The organism is Stenotrophomonas maltophilia group sp. SKK55 (genome assembly GCF_057179845.1).
Map to the genome: position 1 here is coordinate 528,858 of NZ_JBXUHP010000018.1, position 25,596 is coordinate 554,453.

A 25,596-nucleotide genomic window follows, 5' to 3' on the forward strand; every position below is an offset into this window, starting at 1 on the left:
GCCGGCACTACCGGGCTTACCCCAACCGCTTCAGTTCCCACGCGCGGTGGATGCGCGCGTTGCGCTCGAAATCCGGACCAATCGTGCGTGCGGTGATCTCGCGGCACTGGGCGAACTCGGCGATGGCGTTCTCTTCCAGCTTGAAGCGGCGGAAGTTGTTGGAGAAGTACAGCACGCCACCCGGTGCCAGCCGCGCCACCGCCGCACGCAGCAGCTTCAGTTGTTCGCGCTGCACGTCGAAGTCATCGGCGCGTGCGGAGTTGGAGAAAGTCGGCGGGTCACAGAAGATCACGTCGTACTGGCCACGGTCGCCTTCCAGCCAGGCCATCGCGTCGGCCTGGACCAGCAGGTGCTGGTTGCCCCCCTGTCCGTTCAACGCCAGGTTGTCGTAGCACCATTGCAGGTAGGTAGCCGACAGGTCGACGCTGGTCGTGCTGGCGGCACCCGCCACGGCGGCCTGCACGCTGGCCACGCCGGTGTAGCAGAACAGGTTCAGGAAACGCTTGCCACGCACCTGCTCGGCCATCATCCGGCGCAGCGGGCGGTGGTCAAGGAACAGGCCGGTATCGAGGTAGTCGAACAGGTTCACCTGCAGCAGCGCGTTGTTCTCTCGCACCACGATGAACTCGTCGCGCTGCTCGAAGCGGCCGTACTTGCTGCCGCCCTTGCCGCGCTCGCGCGATTTCATCGACACCTGCTCCGGCGGCACGCCGAATACTTCGCGCGCGGCGGCCAGCAGCTCATTGCGGCGGCGGCGCACGTCGTTCTCGGGAATCGCCGCCGGTGCCGCATATTCCTGCACATGCAGGAAGGTACGCCGCCTGCCACCCTCTTCCTCGTAGACGTCGATGGCCGCCGCGTACTCCGGCAGGTCGGCGTCGTAGGCGCGGAAGCAGGTGATGTCCTCGCGGGCACGCCAGCTCTTGAACTTCTTCAGGTTCTTGCGCAGGCGGTTGGCCACCATCTGCGCGCCTTCGCTCAGCTCGCGGGGCTGTGCCGGATCACGGCCTGGCACAGCGATCGGATCGCAGACGATCAGCGCGCATTCCAGCGCACCGTTGAACATCTGGTACTTCTTGCTGGCGCGCAGGCCGGTGGCAAAGGCCAGTTCGTCATTGCCACACAGCAGGCTGGCGCGCCACTGCGGCACCGCCTTCTGCAAGGCATTGCCCAGTGCACGATACAACGCCGGATCGGCGGCCAGGCGCTCGTCGTACGGCGGGTTGCAGACCACCGCACCGATCTCCTGTTCCGGCGCGGCCAGGTCGGCGACATCGGCGCGGGTGAAACGGATCGCGTGGGCGACGCCGGCGACCTCGGCATTCTCGCGGGCCGCCTGGATCGCAGCCGGGTCGATGTCGCTGCCGTGGATGACCGGCTTCAACGCGGCCAGGCCGGCCGCTTCGCGCTCACGTGCTTCGCTCTGGATGGACTTCCAGGCCGCCTTGTCGAAGCCCAGCCAACGGCTCGGCGGCAGGCTGCCATGCCGCATCAGGCCTGGAGCAACGTCGGCGGCCATCAGCGCGCCTTCGATCAGCAGCGTGCCGCTGCCACACATCGGATCCAGCAGGCCACCGCCCGCGGCATGCAGGCGCGGCCATTGCGCGCGCAGCAGCAGCGCGGCGGCCAGGTTTTCCTTCAGCGGCGCCTCGTGGGCGGCACCGCGCCAGCCACGGCGATGCAGCGGGCCACCGCCGAGGTCGATCGACAGCGAGGCGCGGCCCTTGCGCAGCGAGAGGTTGACGCGCACGTCGGGCAGATCGGTATTGACCGAGGGCCGCTCCAGGCCTTCGTCGCGCATGCGGTCGACGATCGCATCCTTGATCCGCTGCGCGGCAAAGCGTGCATGGGTGATCTTGTCGCCGGACACGTGCGCATCCACCGCCAGGGTCATCTCCGGCGAGATGTGCTCGTGCCACGGCAGTGCACGCACGCCGTCATACAGGGCCTGCTCGTCCGGGCAGTCGAACTCGTCGATCGGCCACAGCACCCGGCTGGCCAGGCGCGACCACATCACGATCCGCAGCGCCTGCGCCAGTTCGCCATCGGCGTTGACGCCGGCAATGGTGGCGGTGGCCTTGCCAAGGCCCAGGGCCGACAGTTCATCGGCAAGCAGGTATTCCAGGCCCTTGGCGCAGGAGACGAAGAATTTCACGGGATCGGTTCGCAGGTGGTCGGGCGCGGCACAGGGGCCGGGCCGGTCGGAAAGGAGGGCCGTAGGCACGGCCGGCAGGCCCGCGCCGGGGGCGGCGGGGCTGCCATTGTAGTCAATGCGGGCGGGCGCGCCGTGCGCCCTGGCTTCACAGTTGCCGCAGCAGGCGCTCGAAGGCCTGCGCGGAGGCCTCCACGTGGCGCTCCAGGCGGTGACCGTCGTCAACCAGCAGCAACTGCGCCGAACGCGCCTGCGCCCAGGCAATCACGCCGGCAGCCGGTACCACATCGTCATGCCAGGCCTGCACCACCGTGGTCGGCACCGCAGCGGCGTCCAGCGCCGGCATCGGGCCCATGGTGGTCGGTGGCACCATCAGGAACAGGCCAGCTACCGGCACCTGCAGCGAGGCGATGGCGGAGATGTAGGCGCCCAGGCTGGAGCCGGCCAGCACCACCGGCCCCTGACGGGCCGCGATGGCGGCGCGTTCAACCAGACGGCGCAGGCGGGTCGGCACGTCGCCCACCCGGCTGACCTCGCTCATCGCGTCCAGGTCGGTGTAGTCGGGGCGCTCGTGGGTCCAGCCCAGGCGTTGCGCCACCTCGGCCAGCGCGGTGACCTTGGTCGCCTCCGGGCCGCTCTCGAAACCATGGGAGAGGATGCAGTGGCCGCGGCTCATGCGCGTGCTCCGTGGGCGCGGGCCGGCGAGGAAAGGGAAGGCAGGTTCATGCCGCAATGCTAGCATCGCCGGATGCCCAACCCGCTCCTGCCCGGCCTGCAGCTGCAGCCCCTGCCCTATCACGACCGACTGCCGCTGCGGGATCCCGCCTCGCTGGAAATGGTGGTGATCCACTGCACCGAGCTGCCCGATCTGGCGATGGCCCGCGAGTACGGCGAGCGCGTGCTGTACGACAGCGGCGCCGGCAACAGCGGGCACTTCTACATCGACCGCGATGGCAGCGTGGTGCAGTACGTGGCGCCGGAACGCGTGGCCCATCACGTGCGCGGCATGAACGCGCATACGCTGGGCATCGAGCTGGTCAACCGCGGGCGCTATCCGGACTGGTTCGACAGCCGCCACCAGGCGATGGACGAGGCCTACACCGAGCCACAGCTGGAAGCGCTGGAGCGGCTGCTGCTGGCGCTGGTGGCGCGCTATCCGTCGCTGCGGCGGATTGCCGGGCACGACCAGCTGGATCTGGAGCAAATGCCGGCCAGCGATGATCCGACGCTGAGGGTGGCACGCAAGCGCGATCCGGGGCCCTTGTTCCCGTGGGCGCGGGTGCTGGCGAAGGTGCCGCTGCAGGGGTTGGAGTAAGCAGCAGGGCTGCGCCCTGCACCTGCAGAGGCAACGTCAACGTCAAGAGCTGGCATTTCGAGGGATGGCGGGGTGGATCCGATTGCGGGGGACGCCGTAAAGCCATCCATGGCGGCTTGTCCGCGGCATCCATGCCGCGGACACCCCCGCAACCGGACCCACCCCGCCTTCGACAGATCTCCGCGATCCCTCGAATCGACACGGGGTCGGCTCCCGTTGCTGCGCAACGGGCTCTGACCCCGATTTTCGGTTGATGGGGTCAGAGCCGTTTTCCGTTGGAAAACGGATCCGCCCCCGCGCGGCTCAGGCGCCGGTCGCCACCGGGCGGCTGCTGTCGCTCACCCAACCACTCCAGGAATCGGCATAGATGCGTGCGCCGCTCAGGCCGGCCGTTTCCATCGCCAGCAGCAGGTGGCAGGCGGTCACGCCGGAACCGCACATCAGCACCACCTGCTGCGGATCGCGGTTGCCGATCACGCCCTGCAGTTCGGCGCGCAGCTCCTGTGCGTCGCGCAGGCGGCCGTCGAGCACGTTCAATGCGAACGGGCGGTTGACCGCGCCCGGCACATGCCCGGCCACCGGGTCCAGCGGCTCCACTTCACCACGGAAGCGTTCACCCGCGCGCGCGTCCACCAGCCAGCCCGGTGCATGCTTCAGCCGCGCGGTGATTTCATCGGCGTTGGCGATCTGGGTGGTGTCGAAACGGCCGGGGTAATCAGGCAGCGCGTTCACCCCAGCCTGGCCGCTTTCCAACGCGTGGCCGGCGGCCTGCCACGCGGCGATGCCGCCGTCGAGTACGGCCACCCGGGTGTGACCGATCAGGCGCAGCAGCCACCACAGGCGCGAGGCGGCCATGCTGCCGTCGCTGCCATCGTAGACCACGACCTGGGTGTCGGGGCCGATGCCCCACTGCCCCAGCTTCGCAGCAAAGGCATCGCTGTCCGGCAATGGATGGCGACCATGGCCGACGCGGCTGAGATCGGACAGATCACGGTTGAGATCGGCATGCACCGCAGTCGGGATATGCCCTGCCAGGTACTGGCCGCCCGCAGCCTGCGGGTCGGCCAGCGAAGCACGCGCATCGACCACGCGCACGGCGGTGCTGGCGGTGGCGCGCGCGTCGACCACCCGCACGCCGTCGCCCAGCGCAGCGGCAAGGGTGGCGACATCGACCAGGGTGGTCCACGGCGGATCGATCGGCTTCATTGCACTTGCTCCAGGCGGCGACGCAGGTTGTAGAGAATGGCGGCGGTCGCGCCCCAGATGCGCTGGCCCGGCCAGCCATACTCAAGGACGTGGCGAACCCGGCCGCGATGATTGATTTCGACCTGGCGCAGGCTGTCGGGCGCCATCAGGTAATCCAGTGGCACCTCGAATACCTCGGCCACTTCACTGGGCTGCGGCACCGGCACGAACTCCGGATCGACCACCGCCACCACCGGCGTGACCCGGTAGCCGGTGATCGTCACGAAGGGATCGAGATAGCCCAGCGCCTGCACCTGGCCGGGCGCCAATGCGATTTCTTCCTGGCTCTCGCGCAGCGCGGCCGCCAGCGCGTCGCGGTCATCGGGTTCGGTGCGGCCACCGGGGAATCCGACCTGGCCACCATGGGTGCGCAGTGTTTCGGTGCGACGGGTGAGGATCACCTGTGCGCCGTTGGCGCGCGGCACGATGCCGGCCAGCACCGCAGCCTCCACCGGAGGCCCGGGCGGCAGCAGGTCGGACAGCTCACTGCGGTTCCAGCCGTCGCCCGCAGGTGGTCGGGCCAAGGGGTGCAGCGCGCGCATCAGTCGCTCGTGGTCGGCCAGCGAGCCACGCAGCGATTGCTGCAGTTGTTCGCGCAGGGGCTGCACGCGATGCAGGATGCGGCTGCGTTCCTCGTTGCTCATCGACGACCACCGCGCGATCTCATCGATATGCCGCCCGCAGCCGGTGCATTGCCGGTGCGGATCCAGCGTGCACACTCCGATGCAGGGACTTGCGACAACACGCGCCGTTTCTTCCATTGTTTGCACCCGCCAACAGTAGCGCGATCGGGCTGAATTTGCGCGGGACGATACGACGCCCATGGCGCAGCGCTACAGGTCGCGCACTGCGCAAACAAAAACGCGCCGGTGGGGTCACCGGCGCGTTTGGTTTGCTGCTTCGATTTACTTGACGCTGACCAGCTTGATCTCGAACTGCACAGCCACGTTCGGCGGGAACGGGGTGCGCGGATCGGCACCGTAGGCCTGGTCCGGCGGCAGGGTGACTTCCCACTTCGAGCCTGCCGGCATCTGCAGCAGGGTCTCGCGCATGGCCTTCATTTCGACTTCGCTGACCTTGATCGACGGGATCTGCTGGGCCGGGCGGGCTTCGGTCGGGCGCTGGCCGTACGGGAACGGACCGGCCACTTCCAGCTGCACGGTGCTGGCCTGGGTCGGCTTGGCGCCCTTGCCGGCCTCGATCACGCGGTACTGGACGCCGCTCGGCAGGGACTGCACGCCGGCCTTGGCCTTGTTCGCCGCGATGAACTGGTCGCTCTTGGTCTTGTTTTCGGCAGCCGCCTTTTCGTACTCGGCCTTGGCGGCCTGGGCACGGCCCTGCTCGCGCTTCTGGAACGCTTCAACGGCCGGCTTCAGCTGCTCGGCGGTGATCGCCGGCTGCTTCTTGGCGTAGGCATCCTGCAGGCCCTTCACCACCGAGTTGATGTCCAGCTGCTCACCACGACCGGTCAGCTCCGCCAGGTTGTTGCCGTAGTCGTAACCGAAGTAGTAGCTCAGCTTGCCCTTTTCGGACGAGACGTCCTGGGCGAAGGCATTGCCCGTCAGGGCCAGGGCCGCGACGGCGACCGCGATAGAACGCAACTTCATCAAACAGTTCTCCAGGGGTGGTAACTCAGGGACGTTCTGCGCCGCCCTGAGGCGACGGGTTAGGATAACGGGCGCAACGTGTAACCGCTACTAACGATGCAGGCTATGACCCGTCTGCGTTTGCAGAGTTCAATATCACTTTTTTTTAACGTTTCAGGAGTTTCCCCGTGGCCGATGCCCTGATCGCTGTCGCTGACGACGGCGCCATCCGCACCGTGACCGTCCAGCGCCCGGACAAGCTCAATGCCCTCAACGCCGCGACCCTGCAGGCCCTGGCCGATGCCTTCAGGGACGCCGCCGCCGATCCGGAGGTGCGCGTCGTGGTATTGACCGGGGCGGGCCCCAAGGCGTTCGTGGCCGGTGCCGACATCGCGGAAATGAACACTCTCAGCGCCGTTCAGGGACGTGATTTCTCGCTGCTGGGCCAGGCCCTGACGCGCCAGATCGAGCGCATGCCCAAGCCGGTCATCGCACGCGTGAATGGTTTCGCACTGGGCGGTGGCCTGGAACTGGCGATGGCCTGCCACCTGCGCATCGCCGCAGATACCGCCAAGGTCGGCCAACCGGAAATCAACCTCGGCCTGATCCCCGGCTTCGGCGGCAGCCAGCGCCTGCTGCGCCTGTGCGGCCGCGCCGCTACCCTGGAGCTGTGCCTGCTGGGAGCGCCGATCAACGCCGCGCGTGCGCTGGAACTGGGCATCGTCAACGAAGTCGTGCAGGCCGACGCGCTGGACAACCGCGTGCAGGACGTCGCCCGCCAGCTGGCGCGCTCGGCGCCGCTGGCCCTGCGTGGCCTGCTCGACGCGGTGCACGTGGGCGGCGAATGCAGCCTGGAAGCCGGGCTGGAGTACGAAAGTGCGCAGTTCGGCCTGCTGTTCGCCACCGAGGACATGCGCGAAGGCACCAGCGCCTTCCTGCAACGCCGCGCGCCGGCCTTCCAGAACCGCTGACGCCATGGCATCCCGACCCAACCCCGCGCAGTTGTTCGCCCGGGTCCAGGCAGACGATCTCGATGGCGCCCTGCAGGCCGGGCTGATGGACTACGTCGTCCGTGCCGGCGACGACCGGTTGCTGCCCGACCACCCCGACCTTCCGCAACGCCTGTGCCAGGCCCAGCAGCAACTGCGCGCGGCCTGGGCTGCACGCGAACGCCACCGCGCCCGTGCGGTGCGCCTGGCCCGCCGCGAGGCCGAGCGCGATGCACGCCGCACCCCGGCACCCGCCCCGGACGTGAAGCCCGCCCTGCCCGCTGCGGCAGCCGCGATTCTGGCCCGGGCCAAGGCCCGCGCCCGCGGCAAGGAACAGTAATGGCCACCACGAAGAAGACCGCACGCGCCCCGGCGCGGCGTGGCGGCACGATGCCACGCGCCGACGTGGTGGAGATGTTCACCCGCCTGCGCGAACTCAACCCGCACCCGAAGACCGAACTGGAGTACAGCTCGCCGTTCGAGCTGCTGGTAGCGGTGGCCTTGTCGGCGCAGGCCACCGACGTCGGCGTCAACAAGGCCACGCGCCGATTGTTCCCGGTCGCCAACACGCCGGCGAAGATCCTTGCGCTCGGCGAGGATGGCTTGAAGCAGTACATCGCCACCATCGGGCTGTTCAACGCCAAGGCAAAGAACGTGATCGCCACCTGCGCGATCCTGCTGGAGAAGCATGGCGGTGAAGTGCCGCGCGATCGCGAAGCGCTGGAAGCGCTGCCGGGTGTCGGGCGCAAGACCGCCAACGTGGTGCTCAACACCGCGTTCGGCGAGCCGGTGATGGCGGTGGACACGCATATCTTCCGCGTCGCCAACCGCACAGGACTGGCGCCGGGCCGGAACGTGCGCGAAGTGGAAGACAAGCTGGTGAAGGTGATTCCGGCCGAGTTCCTGCTCGACGCGCATCACTGGCTGATCCTGCACGGACGTTATGTGTGCAAGGCGCGCAAGCCGGATTGCCCGGGCTGCGTGATCGCCGACCTGTGCCGGTTCAAGGAAAAGACCACGGCCGAGTGACGGCAGCATCCACGCAGGGCGTGGATCTACTGCAACCGGGTCGCAATCCGGGCGTCATACGCAAGCGGTTTCAATGGCAGGCCCTGCCGTGACGGGGCCTGCGGCGGATGTCTGCCGCGCGTGAACTGTCACATTTACGCAATCTTTACCTTCTAGCCTGCGCGCATCTTCCCACCTGCCTGCAAGGCTCCTCTCCATGAAACTGCATCACCAACTCCTGACGGTGGCCGTGGCTGCTGCGCTGTATGTGCCGGCTGCACACGCCGAAGTCGCCATCGACGTGATCGGCGGTTCGGAAATCACCTTCGAAGGCCTGGTCCAGGCCGACGGCAACTGGTTCCACAACGATGTGGTCGACCTCAACGGTGGCGACGCCGGCAACGGCAAGAACAGCGAATTCGAACTGCGTCGCGCCGAGCTGGTGCTGAAGGGCAAGGGCCCGGGCAACGTGGAGTGGGTGGTCGGCTATGACGCCAAGGCCGACAAGTTCCTCGACACCAACGTGAAGTACAAGCTGCTGGGCAACGCCAACCACTTCCTGCAGCTGGGCCAGTTCAAGCAGCCCAACAGCCTGGAAGAACTGTCCAGCACCAAGAACAACGATTTCATTTCCAAGGCAGCGGTCACCAATACCTATGCCATCGCCCGCCGCCTGGGCGGCGCGTACAGCTACGGCCAGGACAACTGGTCGGTGACCGCCAGCGCCTTCGGCCGCGAGCTGACCCGCAACCTGGCCCACGGCAGCGGCTACGGCGCGCGTGGCACCTGGGCCCCGATCAATGAAAAAGGCCAGGTCCTGCACTTCGGTCTGAGCTACGTCAACTACGACGCCGACGCCGACACCCTGCGCGTGCGCGCGCGTCCGAATGCCGACCTCGCCACTGCCCGCCTGGTCGACAGCGGCAACCTGACCGACACCGACCGCGTCAGCACCATCGGTGCCGAAGCGATGTACTTCCAGGGCCCGTTCAAGGCCCAGGCCGAGTACTACACCAGCAAGGCCAAGCGCTACGACCACGACAACTACACCAGCGACGGCTACTACATCAGCGGCGTGTGGAACGTCACCGGCGAGACCTGGAGCTACAAGGGCGGCACTCCGGGCACCGGCCTGCCGAACAACCCGGCCGGCGGCCAGTGGCAGCTGGGCGTGCGCTACGACCACATGGACCTCAATGACGGCAACCTCGCCGCCAATCCGGTCGCCGGTCGCCCGCCGATCGTCGATGGCGTGCTGGGTGGCAAGATGGACATCTGGACCGTGGGCGCCAACTGGTACCTGCGTTCCAACTTCAAGCTGATGCTCAACTACGTGATGGTCGACAGCAAGAAGTACAGCTCCACGGCGCGCGGTTTCGTCAACGACGATCCCAACATCCTGGAAGCCCGCGCGCAGTTCTTCTGGTAAGTCCAGCCACCTGCATTGAACCGCGAAGGCACGGCCCCGGCCGTGCCTTCGTCGTTGCAGCGGTACGCGTGCCGCCCTGCCGGCACAGCGGACATGACATCCCTCATGACGCGTGTCACGCCCGCGTCATATGACAGACGCGGACGTGTCACGCAACCGTTATGGAATGTGCACCGAAACGTCGGGCAACCGCCCTTCGACCACCACCCCAGGAGTCTCCCCGTGATCCACGCCTTCAAATCGCGCGCCGCTGTCGCCATCCTGGCTGCATCGTCCGTGTTCGCCGCCAACGCCGCCGACATCACCGGCGCGGGTGCATCGTTCATCTACCCGGTCATGTCCAAGTGGTCGGCCGACTACAGCGCCGCAACCGGCAACAAGGTCAACTACCAGTCCATCGGTTCCGGCGGCGGTATTGCCCAGATCAAGGCCAAGACCGTTGATTTCGGCTCTTCCGACGCGCCGCTGAAGCCGGAAGACCTGGCTGCTGCAGGCCTGGCGCAGTTCCCGTCGGTGATCGGTGGCGTGGTGCCGGTGGTCAACGTGGCCGGCATCGCCCCGGGCGCCCTGAAGCTGGACGGCGCCGTGCTGGCCAACATCTTCCTGGGCAAGATCAAGACCTGGAACGACCCGGCCATCGCCGCACTGAACCCGGGCGTGACTCTGCCGAACGCCAAGGTCACCGTCGTGCATCGTTCGGACGGCTCGGGTACCACCTTCAACTTCGTCAACTACCTGTCCAAGGTCAGCCCGGAGTGGAAGAGCTCGGTCGGTGAAGGCACCTCGGTGCAGTGGCCGGCCGGCATCGGCGGCAAGGGCAACGAAGGTGTTGCCGCCTACGTGAAGCAGATCAAGGGCGGCATCGGCTATGTCGAACTGTCCTACGCGCTGCAGAACAAGCTCTCCTACACGGCGATGAAGAATGCCGCCGGCAAGTTCGTGCAGCCGAGCGACACCTCGTTCGCTGCCGCCGCTGCCAGCGCCGACTGGGCCAACGCCCGCGACTTCTACCTGGTGATGACCAATGCGCCGGGCGCCGAGTCCTGGCCGATCACCGCCACCAACTTCATCCTGGTGCAGAAGACGCCGAAGAATGCTGCCAATGGCAAGGCGACCCAGGAGTTCTTCCGCTGGGTCTACAAGAACGGCGACGCCCAGGCCCGCCAGCTGGACTACGTGCCGCTGCCGGACAGCCTGGTCCGCCAGATCGAGACCTACTGGTCGCAGAACCTGAAGTAAGCGCGTTCCCCCGCAGGAACGGGGGCGGCGGGTCCTCTCTCCCCCGCCGCTCCCACCCGGGCGCGAGATCCTCGAGATCTCGCGCTCTTCTTGTTTTCGGGGATGCACCTGCCCCTGTAGAGCCGAGCCGACGCTCGGCTGCGCTCTGGAGCGTGCGGACCAACGGTCCGCACCTACCGTGGGCGAGGAGCTGTCGCGCATTGACGCTGCAAGGACCAAGCCGCCGTCATATCGGTGCGCAGATCCGGGGTTTCCGGGCCCCGGCCGGATCGGCGCCAGCCCTGTGAAAGCCTTGTCAGAACGTGATCCTCGACACCTCTGTCATGGTCGTAATACGGCTGTAACAAAAACATCATTTCATAGCCGCATCCGCCGACCACGTCGGCTCTTCCCCGCTATGGAGTGACCATGAAACTGCACTCGGCCGGCCTTGCCGCCCTTTCCCTGGCCATCGCCCTGGGCCTGTCGGCCTGCGGTGGCGACAAGCAGGCCGCGCAGCAGCCGGCTGCCGACGCTGCCGCTGCCCCCGCCGCTGCCGGTGCCAAGGTGACCGCCGAAGTGTCCGGCGCGGGCGCGTCCTTCATCTTCCCGCTGGTCTCCAAGTGGTCGGCTGACTACAACGCCAGCACCGGCGCCAAGATCAACTACCAGTCGATCGGCTCCGGCGGCGGCATCGCCCAGATCAAGGCCGGCACCGTCGACTTCGGTTCCTCCGACAAGCCGCTGAGCAGCGAGGAGCTGGCCCAGGCCGGCCTGGCGCAGTTCCCGTCGGCCATCGGCGGCGTGGTGCCGGTGGTCAACATCGAAGGCCTGGAAGCCGGCAAGCTGCGCCTGAGCGGCGCCCTGCTGGCCGACATCTTCCTGGGCAAGGTCAAGACCTGGAACGACCCGGCGATCGTCGCCGCCAACCCGGGCGTGAAGCTGCCGGACGGCAAGATCACCCTGGTCCACCGTTCGGACGGTTCGGGCACCACCTTCAACTTCTCCAACTACCTGTCCAAGGTCAGCCCGGAGTGGAAGAGCAAGGTCGGCGAAGGCACCTCGGTGCAGTGGCCGGACGGCGTCGGTGGCAAGGGCAATGAAGGCGTTGCGTCCTACGTGAAGCAGATCAAGGGCTCGATCGGCTACGTCGAACTGGCCTATGCCCTGCAGAACGGCATGCCGTATACCGCCATGCAGAACGCCGCCGGCAACTGGGTCGAGCCGAGCGCGGAAACCTTCGCCGCTGCGGCCGCCAGCGCCGACTGGGCCAGCGCCAAGGACTTCAACCTGGTCATCACCAACGCCCCGGGCGAGCAGGCGTGGCCGATCACCGCCACCAACTTCATGCTGATGCAGAAGCAGCCGAAGGACGCCAAGCGCAACCAGGACACCCTGGCCTTCTTCAAGTGGGCCTTCGAGAACGGCCAGGCCCAGGCCAACGAGCTGCACTACGTGCCGCTGCCGGCCGAACTGGTCAAGCAGATCGAGGCCTACTGGGCGACCGACCTGAAGTGATGGACTCGACGGTGCCCGCCCCGCGCGGGCACCGCCTGTTCCACGCCGTGCCGCCCCGCCCCTTCCTGGCCCTGCCGTCCCCATGAATGCCATCGCCCAGCCTGTAGCCGCCCCGTCCACGCGTGACACGCGTGATGCCCGCAACGACAAACTGTTCCGATGGGTGCTGGTCGGCACCGTCATCTTCGTCCTGATCGCCCTGGCCTGCGCCGCGCTGTCGATGCTGTGGGGCGGCCGCCATGCCCTGCAGATGCAGGGCCTGAGCTTCTTCTTCTCCGCCGACTGGAATCCGGTCGAAAACAAGTTCGGCGCCCTCGCCCCGATCTACGGCACCCTGGTCACCGCCGTCATCGCGATGGTCATCGCCGTGCCGGTCAGCTTCGGCATCGCCTTCTTCCTCACCGAAGTCGCGCCGCGCTGGCTGCGTGGCCCGGTCGGTACCGCCATCGAACTGCTGGCCGGCATCCCCTCGATCATCTACGGCATGTGGGGCCTGTTCGTGCTGGTGCCGGTGATGACCGAGTACGTCACCCCGTTCCTCAACGAGACCCTGGGCGAATGGCCGGTCATCGGCCCGATGTTCCAGGGCCCGCCGCTGGGCATCGGCATGCTCACCGCCGGTTTCGTGCTGGCCATCATGGTCATTCCGTTCATTTCCTCGGTGATGCGCGAGGTGTTCCTGACCGTGCCCACCCGCCTGAAGGAATCGGCCTATGCGTTGGGCTCCACCAAGTGGGAAGTGAGCTGGGACATCGTCCTGCCCTACACCCGCTCGGCGGTCATCGGCGGCATCTTCCTCGGCCTGGGCCGCGCGCTGGGCGAAACGATGGCGGTGGCCTTCGTGATCGGCAACAGCGTGCGCCTGTCGCCGTCGCTGCTGGAACCGGGCACCACCATCGCCGCGCTGATCGCCAATGATTTCGGCGAAGCCACTGAAACCTACCGTTCGGCCCTGCTGCTGCTCGGCTTCGTCCTCTTCATCGTCACTTTCGTGGTGCTGGCCATCGCCCGCCTGATGCTGATGCGCCTGTCCCGCAAGGAGGGCAACTGATGTCCACCACCGCTGATTCGCTGTACCTGCGCCGCCGCATCGGCAACGTCGTTGCGATCACTGCGTCCTGCGCCACCGCCCTGTTCGGCCTGTTCTTCCTGGGCTGGATCCTGTTCACCCTGGCGGCCAAGGGCCTGGCCGGCATCAACTGGGATCTGTTCACCAAGATGACCCCGCCGCCGATGCAGGACGGCGGCCTCGCCAACGCCTTCTTCGGCAGTGCCGTGATGTGTGCACTGGCCATCGGCATCGGCACCCCGCTGGGCGTGCTGGCCGGTACCTGGCTGGCCGAGTATGGCAACGCCCGCAAGGCCGGCACCGTGGTCCGCTTCGTCAACGACATCCTGCTGTCGGCCCCGTCCATCGTGCTGGGCCTGTTCGTCTACACGCTGTACGTGATGCAGACCGGGGGCAACTTCTCGGCGTTCGCCGGCGCCCTGTCGCTGGCCTTCATCGTGCTGCCGGTGGTGGTACGCACCACCGACGAGATGCTGCGCCTGGTGCCCTCGCAGATGCGCGAAGCGGCCCTGTCGCTGGGCATCCCGCAGTGGAAGGTGATCGTGCAGGTGCTGTACCGCAGTGCCTCCGCCGGCATCATCACCGGCATCCTGCTGGCGCTGGCCCGCATCTCCGGCGAGACCGCTCCGCTGCTGTTCACCGCCTTCGGCAACCAGTACTGGAACAACAACATTTTCCAGCCGATGGCTTCGGTGCCGGTGGTGATGAACCAGTTCGCCGGCAGCCCGTATGAATCCTGGCAGGTACTGGCCTGGGCCGGTGCCCTGGTGCTGACTGTCTTCGTGCTGCTGGTCAGCCTTGCCGCCCGCGGCATCCTGCTGCGCAACCGTATCTCCCATGACTGACCTTTCCGTGGATAACGCCATGAACGACCTTTCCAACGCCGTGCCGATGCAGCGCATCGCCGTGCCGTCCTCGCACGAGAGCCTGCACACCCCGGCTCCGGTCAAGCTTGCCGCGCGCGGACTGGACTTCTACTACGACAAGTTCCACGCCCTGAAGGGCATCAACCTGGAAATCCCGGAGAAGCGCGTGACCGCGCTGATCGGTCCTTCCGGCTGCGGCAAGTCGACCCTGCTGCGCATCTTCAACCGCATCTACGCGCTGTACCCGAAGCTGGAAGCGCGCGGTGAGGTGCTGCTGGACGGCGAGAACATCCTGTCGCCGAAGTACCCGATGAATCGCCTGCGCAGCAAGGTCGGCATGGTGTTCCAGAAGCCGGTGCCGTTCCCGATGACCATCTTCGAGAACGTGGCCTACGGCATCCGCCACCACGAGAAGCTGAGCAAGGCCGACATGGCCGACCGCGTCGAGCAGGCGCTGCGCCAGGGCGCGCTGTGGGACGAAGTGAAGGACAAGCTGGGGCAGAGCGCACTGGGCCTGTCCGGTGGCCAGCAGCAGCGCCTGTGCATCGCCCGTGCCGTGGCCCTGCGCCCGTCGGTGCTGCTGCTGGACGAGCCGACCTCGGCGCTGGACCCGATCTCGACCAGCCGCATCGAGCAGCTGGTGGAAGAACTCAAGCACGAGTACACGATCGTGATCGTCACCCACAACATGCAGCAGGCTGCGCGCGTGTCCGACTACACCGCCTTCATGTACCTGGGCGACCTGATCGAGCACGACCGCACCGAAGTGATCTTCTCGCAGCCGTCGCAGCGGCAGACCGAGGACTACATCACCGGTCGCTTCGGCTGAAACCTCAGTCGAGCGTGGCTCGACTCTCCAGACAACGTCTGTCGAGCATGGCTCGACTCTACAGAGCGGAACAACCATGAACCTTCCCAACGACCACATCGTCAAGAGCTACGACGAGGAGCAGCAGCGCCTGGTGGCCGAAATCGTGCGCATGGGCGAGATGGCCGTCGCCCAGCTCGAAGCGGCGATGGACGTGATCGAGAAACGCGACGAGAACGCCGCCCATCGCATCATCGCCAACGACGAAGCGATCGACACGCTTGAGCAGCAGATCAGCCACGACGTGATGCGCCTGGCGCTGCGTGGGCCGATGGCGCGCGACCTGCGCGAGATCCTCGCTGGCCTGCGCATCCCGGCCGACATCGAGCGCATCGGCGACTATGCAGCGAACGTGGCCAAGCGCTCGATCGCGCTGGGCAAGGTGCCGCCGCTGCCGCAGATCCAGGGCCTGCGCGCGCTGGGCCGCCTGGCCGCGCAGCAGGTGCGCCGTGCCATCGCCGCCTACCGCGACAACGATGCCGAGGCCGCACTGGCACTGCGCGAGGACGACGCCCGCCTGGACGCCCAGTACACGGCGCTGTTCCGCGAGCTGCTCACCTACATGATGGAAGACCCGCGCAACATCACCCCGTGCACCCACCTGCTGTTCATGGCCAAGAACCTGGAGCGCGTGGGCGACCACGCCACCAACATCGCCGAGAACGTGTGGTTCCTGGTGCACGGCGAGCAGCCGCTGCCACCGCGTGAGAAGCGTGACGAGACCTCCAGCACCGGCCAGCCCTGACGCTGCACTGCAACACCGGAGTCGACTCCAAGGTGGCCGCTGTCCTGTGACAGCGGCCTTCCTTTTTTGCGGTGTTCCGCCCGCGTTGTGGGCGCCGTGCTTGCCCGGCGCAGACCTTCCGGATGCCTCTGTAACAAATCTCACGAAAATTTGAGTTCTTGGCGAGGATTCGTTGAGTAGGATCGCTGCACCATCGTTTCACCCCGGGCACCTGCCCACCACCCAGGAGTAAGACCGATGAGCAGTTCCAACAAGACCCTGTCCCTGCTGACCGCTACCGCCCTGGCCGCCGGCCTGGGCATGACCGCCAGCGCCTCGGCGCTGAGCATGAGCGACCTCGCCCAGGGTTACCTGGTGGCGGGCCAGGCGGCAAAGGCTGCCGATGCCAAGCACGCCGAAGGCAAGTGCGGCGCCGACGGCAAGACCGCTGAAGGCAAGTGCGGCGGTGACAAGGGCAAGGCTGCCGAAGGCAAGTGCGGCGAAGGCAAGTGTGGCGCCGACAAGGGCAAGGCCGCTGGTGCAGCGGCTGCCAAGACCGGCGACAAGAAGTCGGCTGAAGGCAAGTGCGGCGAAGGCAAGTGCGGTGGCAAGCACTGACGCCCGCGCCAGCCTCGTCCACCCGCGGTCGCCGCTTCGTGCGGCGGCCGCCGGGTTGGGCCTGCGCCGGGCGCTGCTGCAGGACCTGCGTGACGCCCCGGAAGGCGACTTCGACTTCCTCGAATGCGCACCGGAGAACTGGATCCATGTCGGCGGCCCGGCCGGTGATGCCCTGGCCGAACTGGCGCAGCGCCATCCGCTGAGCTGCCACGGCCTGTCGCTGTCGCTGGGCGGCAGTGCACCGCTGGATACCCAGCTGCTGGAACAGGTCGGCCGGTTCCTGGAGAAGCACCGCGTGCCGCTGTACAGCGAGCACCTGAGCTACTGCAGCGACGACGGCCACCTGTACGACCTGCTGCCGATTCCCTTCACCGACGAAGCCGTGCGCCATACCGCGCAGCGCATCAGCCGCGTGCAGGACCTGCTGGGCCGCCGTATCGCGGTGGAGAACGTGTCCTACTACCTGGCACCGGAACCGGCGATGGACGAGCTGGCGTTCACCAATGCGGTGCTTGCCGAAGCCGACTGCGACCTGCTGCTGGACGTCAACAACGTCTACGTCAACGCCTGCAACCACGGCTACGATGCCGATGCCTTCATCGCCGGCCTGCCTGCACGGCGCATCGTCTGCCTGCATGTGGCCGGTCATCTGGATGAAGCCCCGGACCTGAAAATCGATACCCACGGCAGCGCGGTGATCGATCCGGTCTGGGCGCTGCTGGCGCGTACCTATGCACGGATCGGCCCGCGCCCCACCCTGCTCGAACGCGATTTCAATTTCCCGCCGTATGCGGAACTGCAGGGCGAACTGCAGACCATCCGCCGCCTGCAGGCCACGCACGCCGGGATGGCACATGATTGATTCCGCCGACACCCTGCGCGCGCAGCAGCACGCGTTCACCGCACACCTGCGCGACCCGCAGGCGGTACCTGCGCCGGCCGGCCTGGATCCACGCCGGGTCGCGGTATACCGGCACCTGCTGTTCAACAACCTGCTCGGCCTGTTGAGCAACGGTTTCCCGGTCTGCGTGCGCCTGCTTGGCGAACCGGCCTGGAGCGCCCTGGTGCACCACTACTTCGCCACGCATCGCTGCCAGACACCGCTGTTCACCGAATTGGCCGCTGAATTTGTGCAGTGGCTGCAGGCGCAGCCACAGCTGCCCCACCCGGCATTGGCCGAACTGGCGCACTACGAGTGGGTGGAAACCGCGCTGTACCAGCTGCAGGCCGAACCGCTTCCTGCGCCTGGCGATACTGATCCGCTTCGGGTGCCGCTGCGGCGTTCGCCGCTGGCGTGGCCGCTGCTGTACCAATGGCCGGTGCACCGTCTCGGTGCAGAGGATGCGCCGACCCAGCCCCTTCCAGAACCCACCGGCCTGCTGGTCCGCCGCGAAGCCGACGGTGAAGTGCGATTCGCCGCGCTCAGCCCGCTGGCGGTACACCTGCTGGTCAGCATCGGCGAACGGCCCGGCCTGGAAGGACAGACGTACCTGCAGCAGCTGGCCACCTCGCACGGCCTGGCCGAAGACGCACTGGCCGAGCCCGGTGCTGCACTGCTGCTGCAGTTCCTGCAGGCCGGCGTGATCGGCCCGCTCGCCCCCCCGCCCTGACGCCTCTTCCACTGGAGATCCAACGATGAACCTGCCGCTCCTGGCCGCCGCGCGCGGCCGGCTGAACCGTCTCGCCCCCTGGGTGGCGCCGCTGGGCCTGCGCCTGCTGCTCGCCTGGGAATACTTCGAATCCGGCCGTGAGAAGCTGCACGGCCAGAACTGGTTCGCCGACCTGCAGGACGCCTTCCCGTTCCCGTTCAACCAACTGCCTGCTGCCCTGAACTGGCAGCTGGCCACCTGGTTCGAACTGGTTGGCGCGGCCTGCCTGCTGTTTGGTTTCGGTACCCGCTTCGCCGCCGCCAGCCTGCTGGTGCTGACCGTGGTGGCGACCTATGCGGTGCATTGGCCGATGCAATGGAATTCGCTGGGTGACCTCGCGATGGGGTATGCCATCAGCGACCAGGGCTACGGCAACTTCAAGCTGCCGGTGCTGTTCATGGCCATGCTGCTGCCGCTGATCTTCACTGGCGCCGGCAAGCTGAGCGTGGACGCCTGGTTGGCCCGGTGGCAGCCATCGGTCACGACGGCACGGCCTGCGGTGCGCTAGATGCCGGCCATGGTCGGTGCGCCGTGTGCCAACCAAGGTTGGCACCGGAATCCTGAGCGTGCGGTGCCCGGTAGGTGTCGACCTTGGTCGACACACGCCCACGCAGGGAACCCATGCGCAGAAGGCTGGCCGGGCGCTCAGGGTCGCTCTGCTAGAATTCACGCATGACTGACTCCCCCTCCGCACCTGCCGCCGCTCCCGATTCCGCAGTACCCCAGGCGCAGCGCGCGATGTCACAACGCTTCCGCGGCTTCCTGCCGGTGGTGGTGGATGTGGAAACCGGTGGCTTCGACAGCCAGCGCAATGCGCTGCTGGAGATCGCCGCGGTGCCGATCGAGATGGACGAGAACGGCCTGCTCTACCCCGGCCAGACCGCCAGTGCCCACGTGGTCCCAGCCGAGGGCCTGGAAATCGATCCGAAGTCGCTGGAAGTGACCGGCATCATCCTCGACCACCCGTTCCGGCTGGCCAAGGAAGAAAAAGCGGCGTTGGACCACATCTTCACTCCGGTGCGTGCGGCGATGAAGAAGTACGGCTGCCAGCGCGCGATCCTGGTGGGCCACAACGCGCATTTCGACCTCGGCTTCGTCAACGCGGCCGTGGCCCGCACCGGCCACAAGCGCAACCCGTTCCATCCGTTCAGCGTGTTCGACACGGTCACCCTGGCCGGTATCGCCTACGGCCAGACCGTGCTGGCGCGTGCGGCCACCGCCGCCGGGCTGGGTTGGGATGCCAACGAGGCACACAGCGCGGTGTATGACACCGAGCAGACCGCGCGGCTGTTCTGCACCATCGCCAACGCCTGGCCGCGCTGAAGCGGCCAACGGCGGAGCCCCTCGTGGCGTGAAGCGAATCATCAGTTGGGCCGGACGGGTGGACTGCGCAGGGGACGCTGCAAGTACCCCTCCGGGGCCCGGCCCAGCCGCTGGCGGCTGTGCGTTCGGGCGCTTGCGAAGCAGTGCTTCGCAAGCAAAGCGCCCTCACCCCTGTAAGCTCGGTCGCCGCTTGCTCGTGTGCGCTGTCCTGCGCACACGGCAAGACCGGGGTTGGGCATCCGGCCCAACCCGCCCGAGGCATGCCTCAGGCCCATGCGGCTCACGCCCCTGCGCAGCCCACCCGTCCGGCCACGGACACGTTGCTGGGTGCCCCGGAAAGATCAGAAAAGCAGGAGCAACAGCGGATCGCTGCGCTCGTTGAGGCTGCCGACGACCTCTGTGGTGGGTACTCCTTTGGTGGGTGCCGACCATTGGTCGGCACCGCCGGTTGGTGCGGCACTCCAGTAGATCCACGCCATGCGTGGATGCGATCAACCGATGCTCGTGCGATCGCGGCCGTCGCTCTTGGCGCGGTACAGCGCGCGGTCGGCGCGCTGGTACAGCAGCGCCGGGGTGCGGTCGTCGGCATCCAGCTCTACCAGGCCCGCGCTGAAGGTGACACGCAGGCCCGCCACGCCGCCCCAATCGGGATGATCATGGAACAGGCCGCGCAAGCGCGCGCACAGCTGTGCGGCTTCCTCCAGGCGGGTGTCGTTGAGCAGCAGCGCGAACTCTTCGCCGCCGGTGCGCGCCGGCAGGTCGGAGTCGCGGCAGGCCGCTGCGATCAATGACGCCACCTGCACCAGCACGGCATCGCCGATGCTGTGGCTGTGGCGGTCGTTGACCTCCTTGAAGTGATCGATGTCGAGCACCACCAGGCACAGCGGATGACCACTGCGCTGTGACCGGGCGAAGTCACGCGCCAGCGTTTCGTCGAAGGCGCGGCGATTGGCCAGGCCGGTCAGTGCATCCTCGCGGGCCTGCCGCTCGAAGGCTTCGGCCTGGCGCGCCAGGCGCTCGGCCAGTTCGGTCTTTTCCTGGTTCAGCGCCTGCAGGTGCACCGTCTTGGCCTGCAGATCGAAGGTCGCTTCGTCCACCCGCCGTGCCAGGCGCAGGTTGCTGGCCTTCAGCTGCTGCAGCAGCAGCCGGTACAGCGCCACCAGTCCAGCCAGCAGCAGCATCCCCGCCAGCACCTGCACGCTGCGGCGCTGCCACCAGAACGGCTCCACGGTGAAGCTCCACACCGCCTCCTGCTGGCCCCAGCTGCCGCCGGGATGGGCGGCCGCCACATGCAGGGTGTAGTCGCCCGGCGGCAGGCCGACGAACTCAACGCTGCGCTGCGGGCCGCGCTCGACCCAGCCGGCATCCAGCCCGTCCAGCCGCGTGCGGTAGCGGATCCGGTCGGACATCAGGTAGCTCAGGCCGACATAACTCACCGCCAACCGGCGCCCCCCTGGAATATGGTTGCGATCCGGCCCTTCCCAATGCACCGGCGCGCCATCCACCTGCACGCTCTCGATCGCGGCCGGCGGCGATGGCCGCTCGCGGAAACGCTGCAGGCGCTGCGGGTCGACCGTGCTCAGGCCGCCTGCGGTGACCACCCAGAACGTGCCGTCCTGGCGCAGGATCGCCGATGGGCTGGAGCTGCCGTTGGCCTGTGCATTGGCCATGCCGTCGATCTCGTTGTAACGCTCCACCCCCACCCGCGGCGTGCGGCCATCGGCCACGGCGTTGAGGGTGGCCATATTGGTGCGCAGCACGCCGCGATTGCTGCTGATCCACACATTACCAAGGCGATCCGGCACCAGCTGGAACACCGCATCCACCGGCATGCCCTGCTCGAGCCCCACCCGCGCCAGCCTGCCGTTGCGCCAGCGATACAGCCCGCGATCACTGCTGATCCACATCGCGTCGCCCAGCTGGTGGAAGCCGAACACGCTGCGGCCACCGCCCAGCGGCGCCAGGTCGATCGACTGCACGTGGTCGCCGCGCAGCACGCGGATGCCTTCGATGGTGCCGATCCACAGGTTGCCCTGATGGTCATGCTCAAGCGCGGTGATCAGGCCGCCGGGCATGCCCGGCACGTTCGAGACCTGCACTTGGTCGCCGTCGATGCGCACCACGCCCTTCTGCGTGCCGGCCCAGACCACGCCCTGCGAATCAACGCTGATCGCACGGATGTTGCCACCCGGCATGCCGTCGGCTGCCGCGTAGTTGTGGCGCAGGTGGCCGTCGCGGCCGAGCCGGTAGACCCCGTCGCCGAAGGTGCCCACCCACAGGTCACCGTCCGGCCCCTGCGCCAGGCTCAGGACGGACGGTGCCTTGCCACCGCGGTTGTGCAGCGGCACGGCACGGAACCGGCCATCCGGCGTCTGCAGGTCCAAGCCACTGGCGCTGCCGACCCACAGCTGGCGATCTCGATCCTCGAATACCGTGCGCACGTAGTCGCCACTGAGCCCATCGCGCTCGGTGTAGCTGCTGAACAGTGTTTCGCGCAGGCGATAGAGCCCGCCGTTGGCGCCCACCCAGATGCTGCCTTCGGCATCCTCGCGCAGGCTCACCACGCGTCCGCCCGGCAGGTTCAGGCCGGCCGGCAGTCGCTCCAGGCCATGTGCGGAGATGCGCAGCAGGCCCTGGTTCTCGGTGCCCAGCCACAGGTCACCGTGCCGGTCCTGCAGCATCGAGGTCATGTGCAGCTGGCCCGGCAGGCGGTGCACCAGCACGAGCTGGTCATCCTCCACCCGGTACAGGCGCTCACCGGCGACAATCCACAACGCGCCATCCGGCGCACGGTAGGGCCACGACAGGCCACTGCCGGCACCCAGCCCCCATGCGGCGGGGGCGCGCTTGAGCACGCCATCGTTGTCGCGCAGCACCAGCCCGTCCAGCGTACCGACCCAGACCCGGTCCTGTGCATCGACCACCAGCCTGGTGAAGCTCATCGCCATCGGCAGGTCCGCCGCCGGCGCCTGGTAGACAATGCCGCTGTCCGGCGTCAGGTAGCCGATGCCCTTGCCTTCGTACAGCAGCCACAGCCGGCCCTGGCTGTCCATCTGCATGGACTGGATCAGCACCTGCGGCGTATCGGCCTGGTGCTCCCACACCCGCCATTGGCCATCACCGCCACGGTGGCTGACGTTGCCGCGCGAATCACTGATCCACAGTCCGCCCTGGCGGTCGACGAACAGGGCGCCGATGCCGTTGTCGCGCAGGCCCGGGCGCGTGCTGCGGTCGAACACGGTGAAGTCCAGGCCGTTGTAGCGCACCAGCCCTTCGCAGGTGGCGAACCAGAGATGGCCTTCCGGCGTCTGCGCGATGTCGCGCAGCGAGTTGTGCGGCAGGCCGTTGCGCGAGGTCCATACATCGATGGCGTAGTCGCGCAGCGGGGGCGCGCCTTCCTGCGCAGCCAACGGCAGCGCAAGGGCCAGCAGCAGCCACAACAGGCCCTGCCGCAGTGCCCGCCTGAATCCTGATGCGCGGCGCTCCACCCAGCGCCTCTTGTCCCCCTGCCCGCCCATCACCGCAGCGGCGGCGGCCAGGTGCGGCTGCAGGACGCGGCAGCGTGCGGGAACAGCCGGGCAGCGTGCAATGGCATGCCGGCAGGAACGGGCTGGCTCATCGGGGGGAGACTGGGGAGATGCGCAGATGATAGGCCAAACCCCGGCCCCGGCGTCACCGTTCGCAGCGCGCCGACTCAGCCGGCGCGGCCGGGTGCCACCACCTGGGCACTGGCAGGCCACTGCACCACCGCCTCCAGGCCACCTTCGGCACGGTTGCGCAGCCACAACCGAGCGCCGTCCTTCTCGGCCAGGGCGCGCGCGATGGTAAGGCCCAGGCCGGCCCCGCCGGTTTCGCGCGAACGCGAGGTCTCCACCCGCACGAACGGATCGAACACCGCCTCCAGCTGCTCTTCGGCCAGGCCCGGGCCGTCATCGGCCACCACCACGGTAATTGCACCGCCGCTCCGCTCAACCCGCACCCGTGCCCGCTGCGCGTACATCACCGCGTTGTCCACCAGGTTGGAGAACAGCCGGTGCATGGCCAACGGACGCAGCATCAGCACCGAACCACTGCCCCCTTCGAAGACCACATCACCGCCGCCTTCGGCGGCGTCCTCGACAATGCTCTCCAGCAGCGAATCCAGGTCAAGTGCGGCGCGCTGCTCGGCACTCTCGGCGCTGCGCGCCAGTTCCAGGCCCTCGCGCACCAGCGCCTGCATCGCCGCCAGGTCGCCGATCAGGCGCTCACGCAGGGCCTCGTCGCTGACATTCTCCAGGCGCAGGCGCAGCCGCGTCAGCGGCGTCTGCAGGTCATGGGTGATCGCCGCCAGCATCTGCGTGCGTTCGGCCAGGTGCCGCTGCAGGCGGTGCTGCATGGCGTTGAAGGCTTCGGCGGCACGCTGCACTTCGCGCGGCCCGCGCAGTGGCAACGGGTCGCGCTGCAGGTCATCGCCAAGGTCTTCTGCGGCTGCGGCCAGTTCCTGCAGCGGCGCGCTGGCCATGCGCGCGACGATATAGGCCAGCACGGCAATCGCCAGCACCAGCAGGGTCAGGAACCATGGGTCCACGGCGAGGATGCCGTTGTGCGCCACCGCCGGCGAGTCCAGCGCCAGCTTCAGCAGCGTGCCGTCGTTGAGGGTCACGTCCACTGCACGGCATTTGGGCGGGATGAACGCGGGGTCGCGTTCGCGCGGCGGCCGCCGGTGGCCCGGCGGCGGCGGCGGCAGCAGCTCCTGCAGTTTGGGAATGCAGGAGCGGAACGAAGCGAAGTGCACGCGCGCGCGCGACACCGGCCCGGGGCGGTCTTCCAGCACTTCCATCAGCGCCGTGTCGGCACGCCCCAGGCGTGCGCCCGGCTGCAGCGCGCGCACGCTCGGCCCGCCGATCGCCAGCAGGCGCTCGCGCAGCTCCGGATTGCCGTCCAGCAGGTTGACGTAGCCCTGCAGGCGGTCGGCGATGCGGTTCAGGTTCTGCCGCTCGAACTCCTGCTGGCGCTTGGAGGTGGCCAGCATGGTCGCGCCGATCGCAGCCACCGCCATGCCCAGCAGCAGGATCACGAACAACCGCCCGACCATCGAGGACAGGAAATGGCGCAGGCGCTTCATCGCGGTTTATTCCAGGTTGACCGACGAGGCCAGCACGTAGCCTTCGTTGCGCACGGTCTTGATCAGTCCATCCGGGCCACCATCGTCGCCCAGCTTGTTGCGCAGGCGGCTGACCTGCAGGTCGATCGCGCGGTCCTGAGCCTCGTAGTTGCGGCCACTGCTGAGCGCGACCAGCTGCTCGCGCGACAGCACCTTGTTGGCGTGGGCGATGAACACCCGCAGCAGGCGGAACTCGGCGCCGGACAGCACCACCACGCGGCCATCCGGATCGACCAGGTGGCGATGCTCCAGGTCGAATACCCAGCGCGAGAAACGCGCGCGGCGTACCGCCAGCGGTTCCAGGTTGGCCGGCAGCGCCTCGGTCCGGCGCAGCACGTTGCGGATGCGCGCCAGCAGCTCGCGCGGCTCGAACGGCTTGGCCAGGTAGTCGTCGGCGCCCATTTCCAGGCCCAGCACGCGGTCGATCGGCTCGGCGCGCGCGGTCAGCATGATCACCGGCGTGTTGGAACGCGCACGCAGGTCACGGCACAGGGTCAGACCATCCTCGCGCGGCAGGTTGAGGTCCAGCACGATCAGGTCCACGTGCTCGCGGTCCAGCAGCTGGCGCATGGCGGTGCCATCGGCCGCAGTGCTCACCTGGTAGCCGGCGCGGCCGAGCTGCTCGGCCAGCAGCGTGCGGATGTCGTTGTCGTCGTCGACGATCAGCAGTCGATGCATCGGGTTTTCAGTCTCCATGTCGCGATCATCCCGTGTCGGCAGCTGAACCGCATCCGGGGCAATGCGTACCAGTGTATCCACCCGCGGGCGGGATACCTGTGGTTACGCCTGTTCACCGACAGTGTTACATACAGACATACCCCGAGGATTGAGCCGTCCATCGCCCGGTCTTCACAATGCCCACCAACGCCGCCTTCG

25 protein-coding genes are annotated in these 25,596 nt (G+C 67.7%); 16 read left to right on the top strand and 9 right to left on the bottom strand.

The features are described 5' to 3' along the window. Positions 1 to 16: 16 nt before the first annotated feature. Both rlmKL and AC2A1N_RS11535 read right to left on the bottom strand, forming a co-directional pair. A complete protein-coding gene (gene rlmKL, locus AC2A1N_RS11530) occupies positions 17 to 2,155 on the bottom strand; it encodes a bifunctional 23S rRNA (guanine(2069)-N(7))-methyltransferase RlmK/23S rRNA (guanine(2445)-N(2))-methyltransferase RlmL (protein ID WP_061478530.1) in 2,139 nt (712 codons plus the stop codon). Positions 2,156 to 2,300: 145 nt separating this feature from the next. Next, positions 2,301 to 2,828, bottom strand: coding sequence for an alpha/beta hydrolase (locus AC2A1N_RS11535; protein WP_024958728.1), 528 nt, complete (start codon positions 2,826 to 2,828; stop codon positions 2,301 to 2,303). Positions 2,829 to 2,900: 72 nt separating this feature from the next. Between AC2A1N_RS11535 and AC2A1N_RS11540 the strand changes: the two genes are divergently transcribed. Next, positions 2,901 to 3,467 (top strand): N-acetylmuramoyl-L-alanine amidase, encoded by a 567-nt coding sequence (locus AC2A1N_RS11540; RefSeq protein WP_061478531.1) that lies wholly within the window; start codon positions 2,901 to 2,903, stop codon positions 3,465 to 3,467. 303 nt (positions 3,468 to 3,770) lie between these two features. On the opposite strand, the gene AC2A1N_RS11545 is transcribed toward AC2A1N_RS11540, so the two are convergent. The 3 genes from AC2A1N_RS11545 to AC2A1N_RS11555 all read right to left on the bottom strand — a co-directional run bounded on the left by AC2A1N_RS11545 (position 3,771) and on the right by AC2A1N_RS11555 (position 6,319). Further along, positions 3,771 to 4,673, bottom strand: coding sequence for a sulfurtransferase (locus AC2A1N_RS11545; RefSeq protein WP_072166777.1), 903 nt, complete (start codon positions 4,671 to 4,673; stop codon positions 3,771 to 3,773). Continuing rightward, the gene (locus AC2A1N_RS11550) at positions 4,670 to 5,473 is read right to left on the bottom strand and encodes a CoA pyrophosphatase (protein ID WP_242892876.1); all 804 of its coding nucleotides are present in this window, start codon (positions 5,471 to 5,473) and stop codon (positions 4,670 to 4,672) included. The genes AC2A1N_RS11545 and AC2A1N_RS11550 overlap by 4 nt, the downstream gene beginning before the upstream one ends. Positions 5,474 to 5,617: 144 nt before the next feature. Then, entirely contained in the window at positions 5,618 to 6,319 is a 702-nt protein-coding gene (locus AC2A1N_RS11555) for an FKBP-type peptidyl-prolyl cis-trans isomerase N-terminal domain-containing protein (protein WP_005408797.1), read from the bottom strand. A gap of 167 nt (positions 6,320 to 6,486) precedes the next feature. Here AC2A1N_RS11555 and AC2A1N_RS11560 point away from each other — a divergent pair, with 167 nt between their 5' ends. The 15 genes from AC2A1N_RS11560 (at position 6,487) to rnt (ending at position 19,577) form a co-directional block, all read left to right on the top strand. Beyond that, complete coding sequence (locus tag AC2A1N_RS11560; RefSeq protein WP_242892874.1) at positions 6,487 to 7,269, top strand: enoyl-CoA hydratase-related protein; 783 nt, start codon at positions 6,487 to 6,489, stop codon at positions 7,267 to 7,269. Positions 7,270 to 7,273: 4 nt separating this feature from the next. Further along, complete coding sequence (locus tag AC2A1N_RS11565) at positions 7,274 to 7,627, top strand: hypothetical protein (protein ID WP_061478535.1); 354 nt, start codon at positions 7,274 to 7,276, stop codon at positions 7,625 to 7,627. After that, positions 7,627 to 8,316, top strand: coding sequence for an endonuclease III (nth, locus tag AC2A1N_RS11570; protein WP_053501078.1), 690 nt, complete (start codon positions 7,627 to 7,629; stop codon positions 8,314 to 8,316). The genes AC2A1N_RS11565 and nth overlap by 1 nt, the downstream gene beginning before the upstream one ends. A 196-nt stretch (positions 8,317 to 8,512) precedes the next feature. Next, positions 8,513 to 9,724 carry an OprO/OprP family phosphate-selective porin gene (locus tag AC2A1N_RS11575; RefSeq protein WP_049411264.1) on the top strand — a complete coding sequence of 404 codons (1,212 nt, stop codon included), beginning with the start codon at positions 8,513 to 8,515 and terminating at the stop codon, positions 9,722 to 9,724. Positions 9,725 to 9,946: 222 nt separating this feature from the next. Further along, positions 9,947 to 10,963, top strand: coding sequence for a phosphate ABC transporter substrate-binding protein PstS (gene pstS, locus AC2A1N_RS11580; RefSeq protein ID WP_005415897.1), 1,017 nt, complete (start codon positions 9,947 to 9,949; stop codon positions 10,961 to 10,963). Between the two features lie 408 nt (positions 10,964 to 11,371). Then, positions 11,372 to 12,460 carry a phosphate ABC transporter substrate-binding protein PstS gene (gene pstS / locus AC2A1N_RS11585; RefSeq protein ID WP_049411267.1) on the top strand — a complete coding sequence of 363 codons (1,089 nt, stop codon included), beginning with the start codon at positions 11,372 to 11,374 and terminating at the stop codon, positions 12,458 to 12,460. A gap of 82 nt (positions 12,461 to 12,542) precedes the next feature. Continuing rightward, the gene (gene pstC, locus AC2A1N_RS11590; RefSeq protein ID WP_061478538.1) at positions 12,543 to 13,511 is read left to right on the top strand and encodes a phosphate ABC transporter permease subunit PstC; all 969 of its coding nucleotides are present in this window, start codon (positions 12,543 to 12,545) and stop codon (positions 13,509 to 13,511) included. Continuing rightward, positions 13,511 to 14,374, top strand: a complete 864-nt coding sequence (gene pstA, locus AC2A1N_RS11595; protein WP_005415894.1) for a phosphate ABC transporter permease PstA — start codon at positions 13,511 to 13,513, stop codon at positions 14,372 to 14,374. The genes pstC and pstA overlap by 1 nt, the downstream gene beginning before the upstream one ends. 19 nt (positions 14,375 to 14,393) lie before the next feature. Then, entirely contained in the window at positions 14,394 to 15,224 is an 831-nt protein-coding gene (gene pstB, locus AC2A1N_RS11600; protein ID WP_049411272.1) for a phosphate ABC transporter ATP-binding protein PstB, read from the top strand. Positions 15,225 to 15,300: 76 nt separating this feature from the next. Then, positions 15,301 to 16,008 carry a phosphate signaling complex protein PhoU gene (gene phoU / locus AC2A1N_RS11605; protein WP_242892872.1) on the top strand — a complete coding sequence of 236 codons (708 nt, stop codon included), beginning with the start codon at positions 15,301 to 15,303 and terminating at the stop codon, positions 16,006 to 16,008. Between the two features lie 237 nt (positions 16,009 to 16,245). Next, positions 16,246 to 16,605 (top strand): HvfA family oxazolone/thioamide-modified RiPP metallophore, encoded by a 360-nt coding sequence (locus AC2A1N_RS11610; protein WP_057498351.1) that lies wholly within the window; start codon positions 16,246 to 16,248, stop codon positions 16,603 to 16,605. Then, complete coding sequence (locus AC2A1N_RS11615) at positions 16,592 to 17,467, top strand: HvfB family MNIO-type RiPP peptide maturase (RefSeq protein WP_061478539.1); 876 nt, start codon at positions 16,592 to 16,594, stop codon at positions 17,465 to 17,467. The genes AC2A1N_RS11610 and AC2A1N_RS11615 overlap by 14 nt, the downstream gene beginning before the upstream one ends. Further along, positions 17,460 to 18,215 carry an HvfC family RiPP maturation protein gene (locus tag AC2A1N_RS11620; protein ID WP_242892870.1) on the top strand — a complete coding sequence of 252 codons (756 nt, stop codon included), beginning with the start codon at positions 17,460 to 17,462 and terminating at the stop codon, positions 18,213 to 18,215. The genes AC2A1N_RS11615 and AC2A1N_RS11620 overlap by 8 nt, the downstream gene beginning before the upstream one ends. A 25-nt stretch (positions 18,216 to 18,240) precedes the next feature. Beyond that, the gene (locus tag AC2A1N_RS11625; RefSeq protein ID WP_242892868.1) at positions 18,241 to 18,762 is read left to right on the top strand and encodes an HvfX family Cu-binding RiPP maturation protein; all 522 of its coding nucleotides are present in this window, start codon (positions 18,241 to 18,243) and stop codon (positions 18,760 to 18,762) included. Between the two features lie 230 nt (positions 18,763 to 18,992). Further along, positions 18,993 to 19,577, top strand: coding sequence for a ribonuclease T (gene rnt, locus AC2A1N_RS11630; protein ID WP_005408782.1), 585 nt, complete (start codon positions 18,993 to 18,995; stop codon positions 19,575 to 19,577). Positions 19,578 to 19,918: 341 nt separating this feature from the next. Here the strand turns inward: rnt and AC2A1N_RS11635 are convergent, their stop codons facing one another. The 4 genes from AC2A1N_RS11635 to AC2A1N_RS11650 all read right to left on the bottom strand — a co-directional run bounded on the left by AC2A1N_RS11635 (position 19,919) and on the right by AC2A1N_RS11650 (position 25,416). Beyond that, positions 19,919 to 20,056 carry a hypothetical protein gene (locus AC2A1N_RS11635; protein ID WP_242892866.1) on the bottom strand — a complete coding sequence of 46 codons (138 nt, stop codon included), beginning with the start codon at positions 20,054 to 20,056 and terminating at the stop codon, positions 19,919 to 19,921. A 12-nt stretch (positions 20,057 to 20,068) separates the two neighbouring features. Beyond that, entirely contained in the window at positions 20,069 to 23,095 is a 3,027-nt protein-coding gene (locus AC2A1N_RS11640; protein WP_484372297.1) for a two-component regulator propeller domain-containing protein, read from the bottom strand. Between the two features lie 176 nt (positions 23,096 to 23,271). Then, positions 23,272 to 24,681, bottom strand: coding sequence for an ATP-binding protein (locus AC2A1N_RS11645; RefSeq protein WP_180869938.1), 1,410 nt, complete (start codon positions 24,679 to 24,681; stop codon positions 23,272 to 23,274). A gap of 6 nt (positions 24,682 to 24,687) precedes the next feature. After that, complete coding sequence (locus AC2A1N_RS11650) at positions 24,688 to 25,416, bottom strand: response regulator (RefSeq protein ID WP_005415886.1); 729 nt, start codon at positions 25,414 to 25,416, stop codon at positions 24,688 to 24,690. Positions 25,417 to 25,596: the final 180 nt, after the last annotated feature.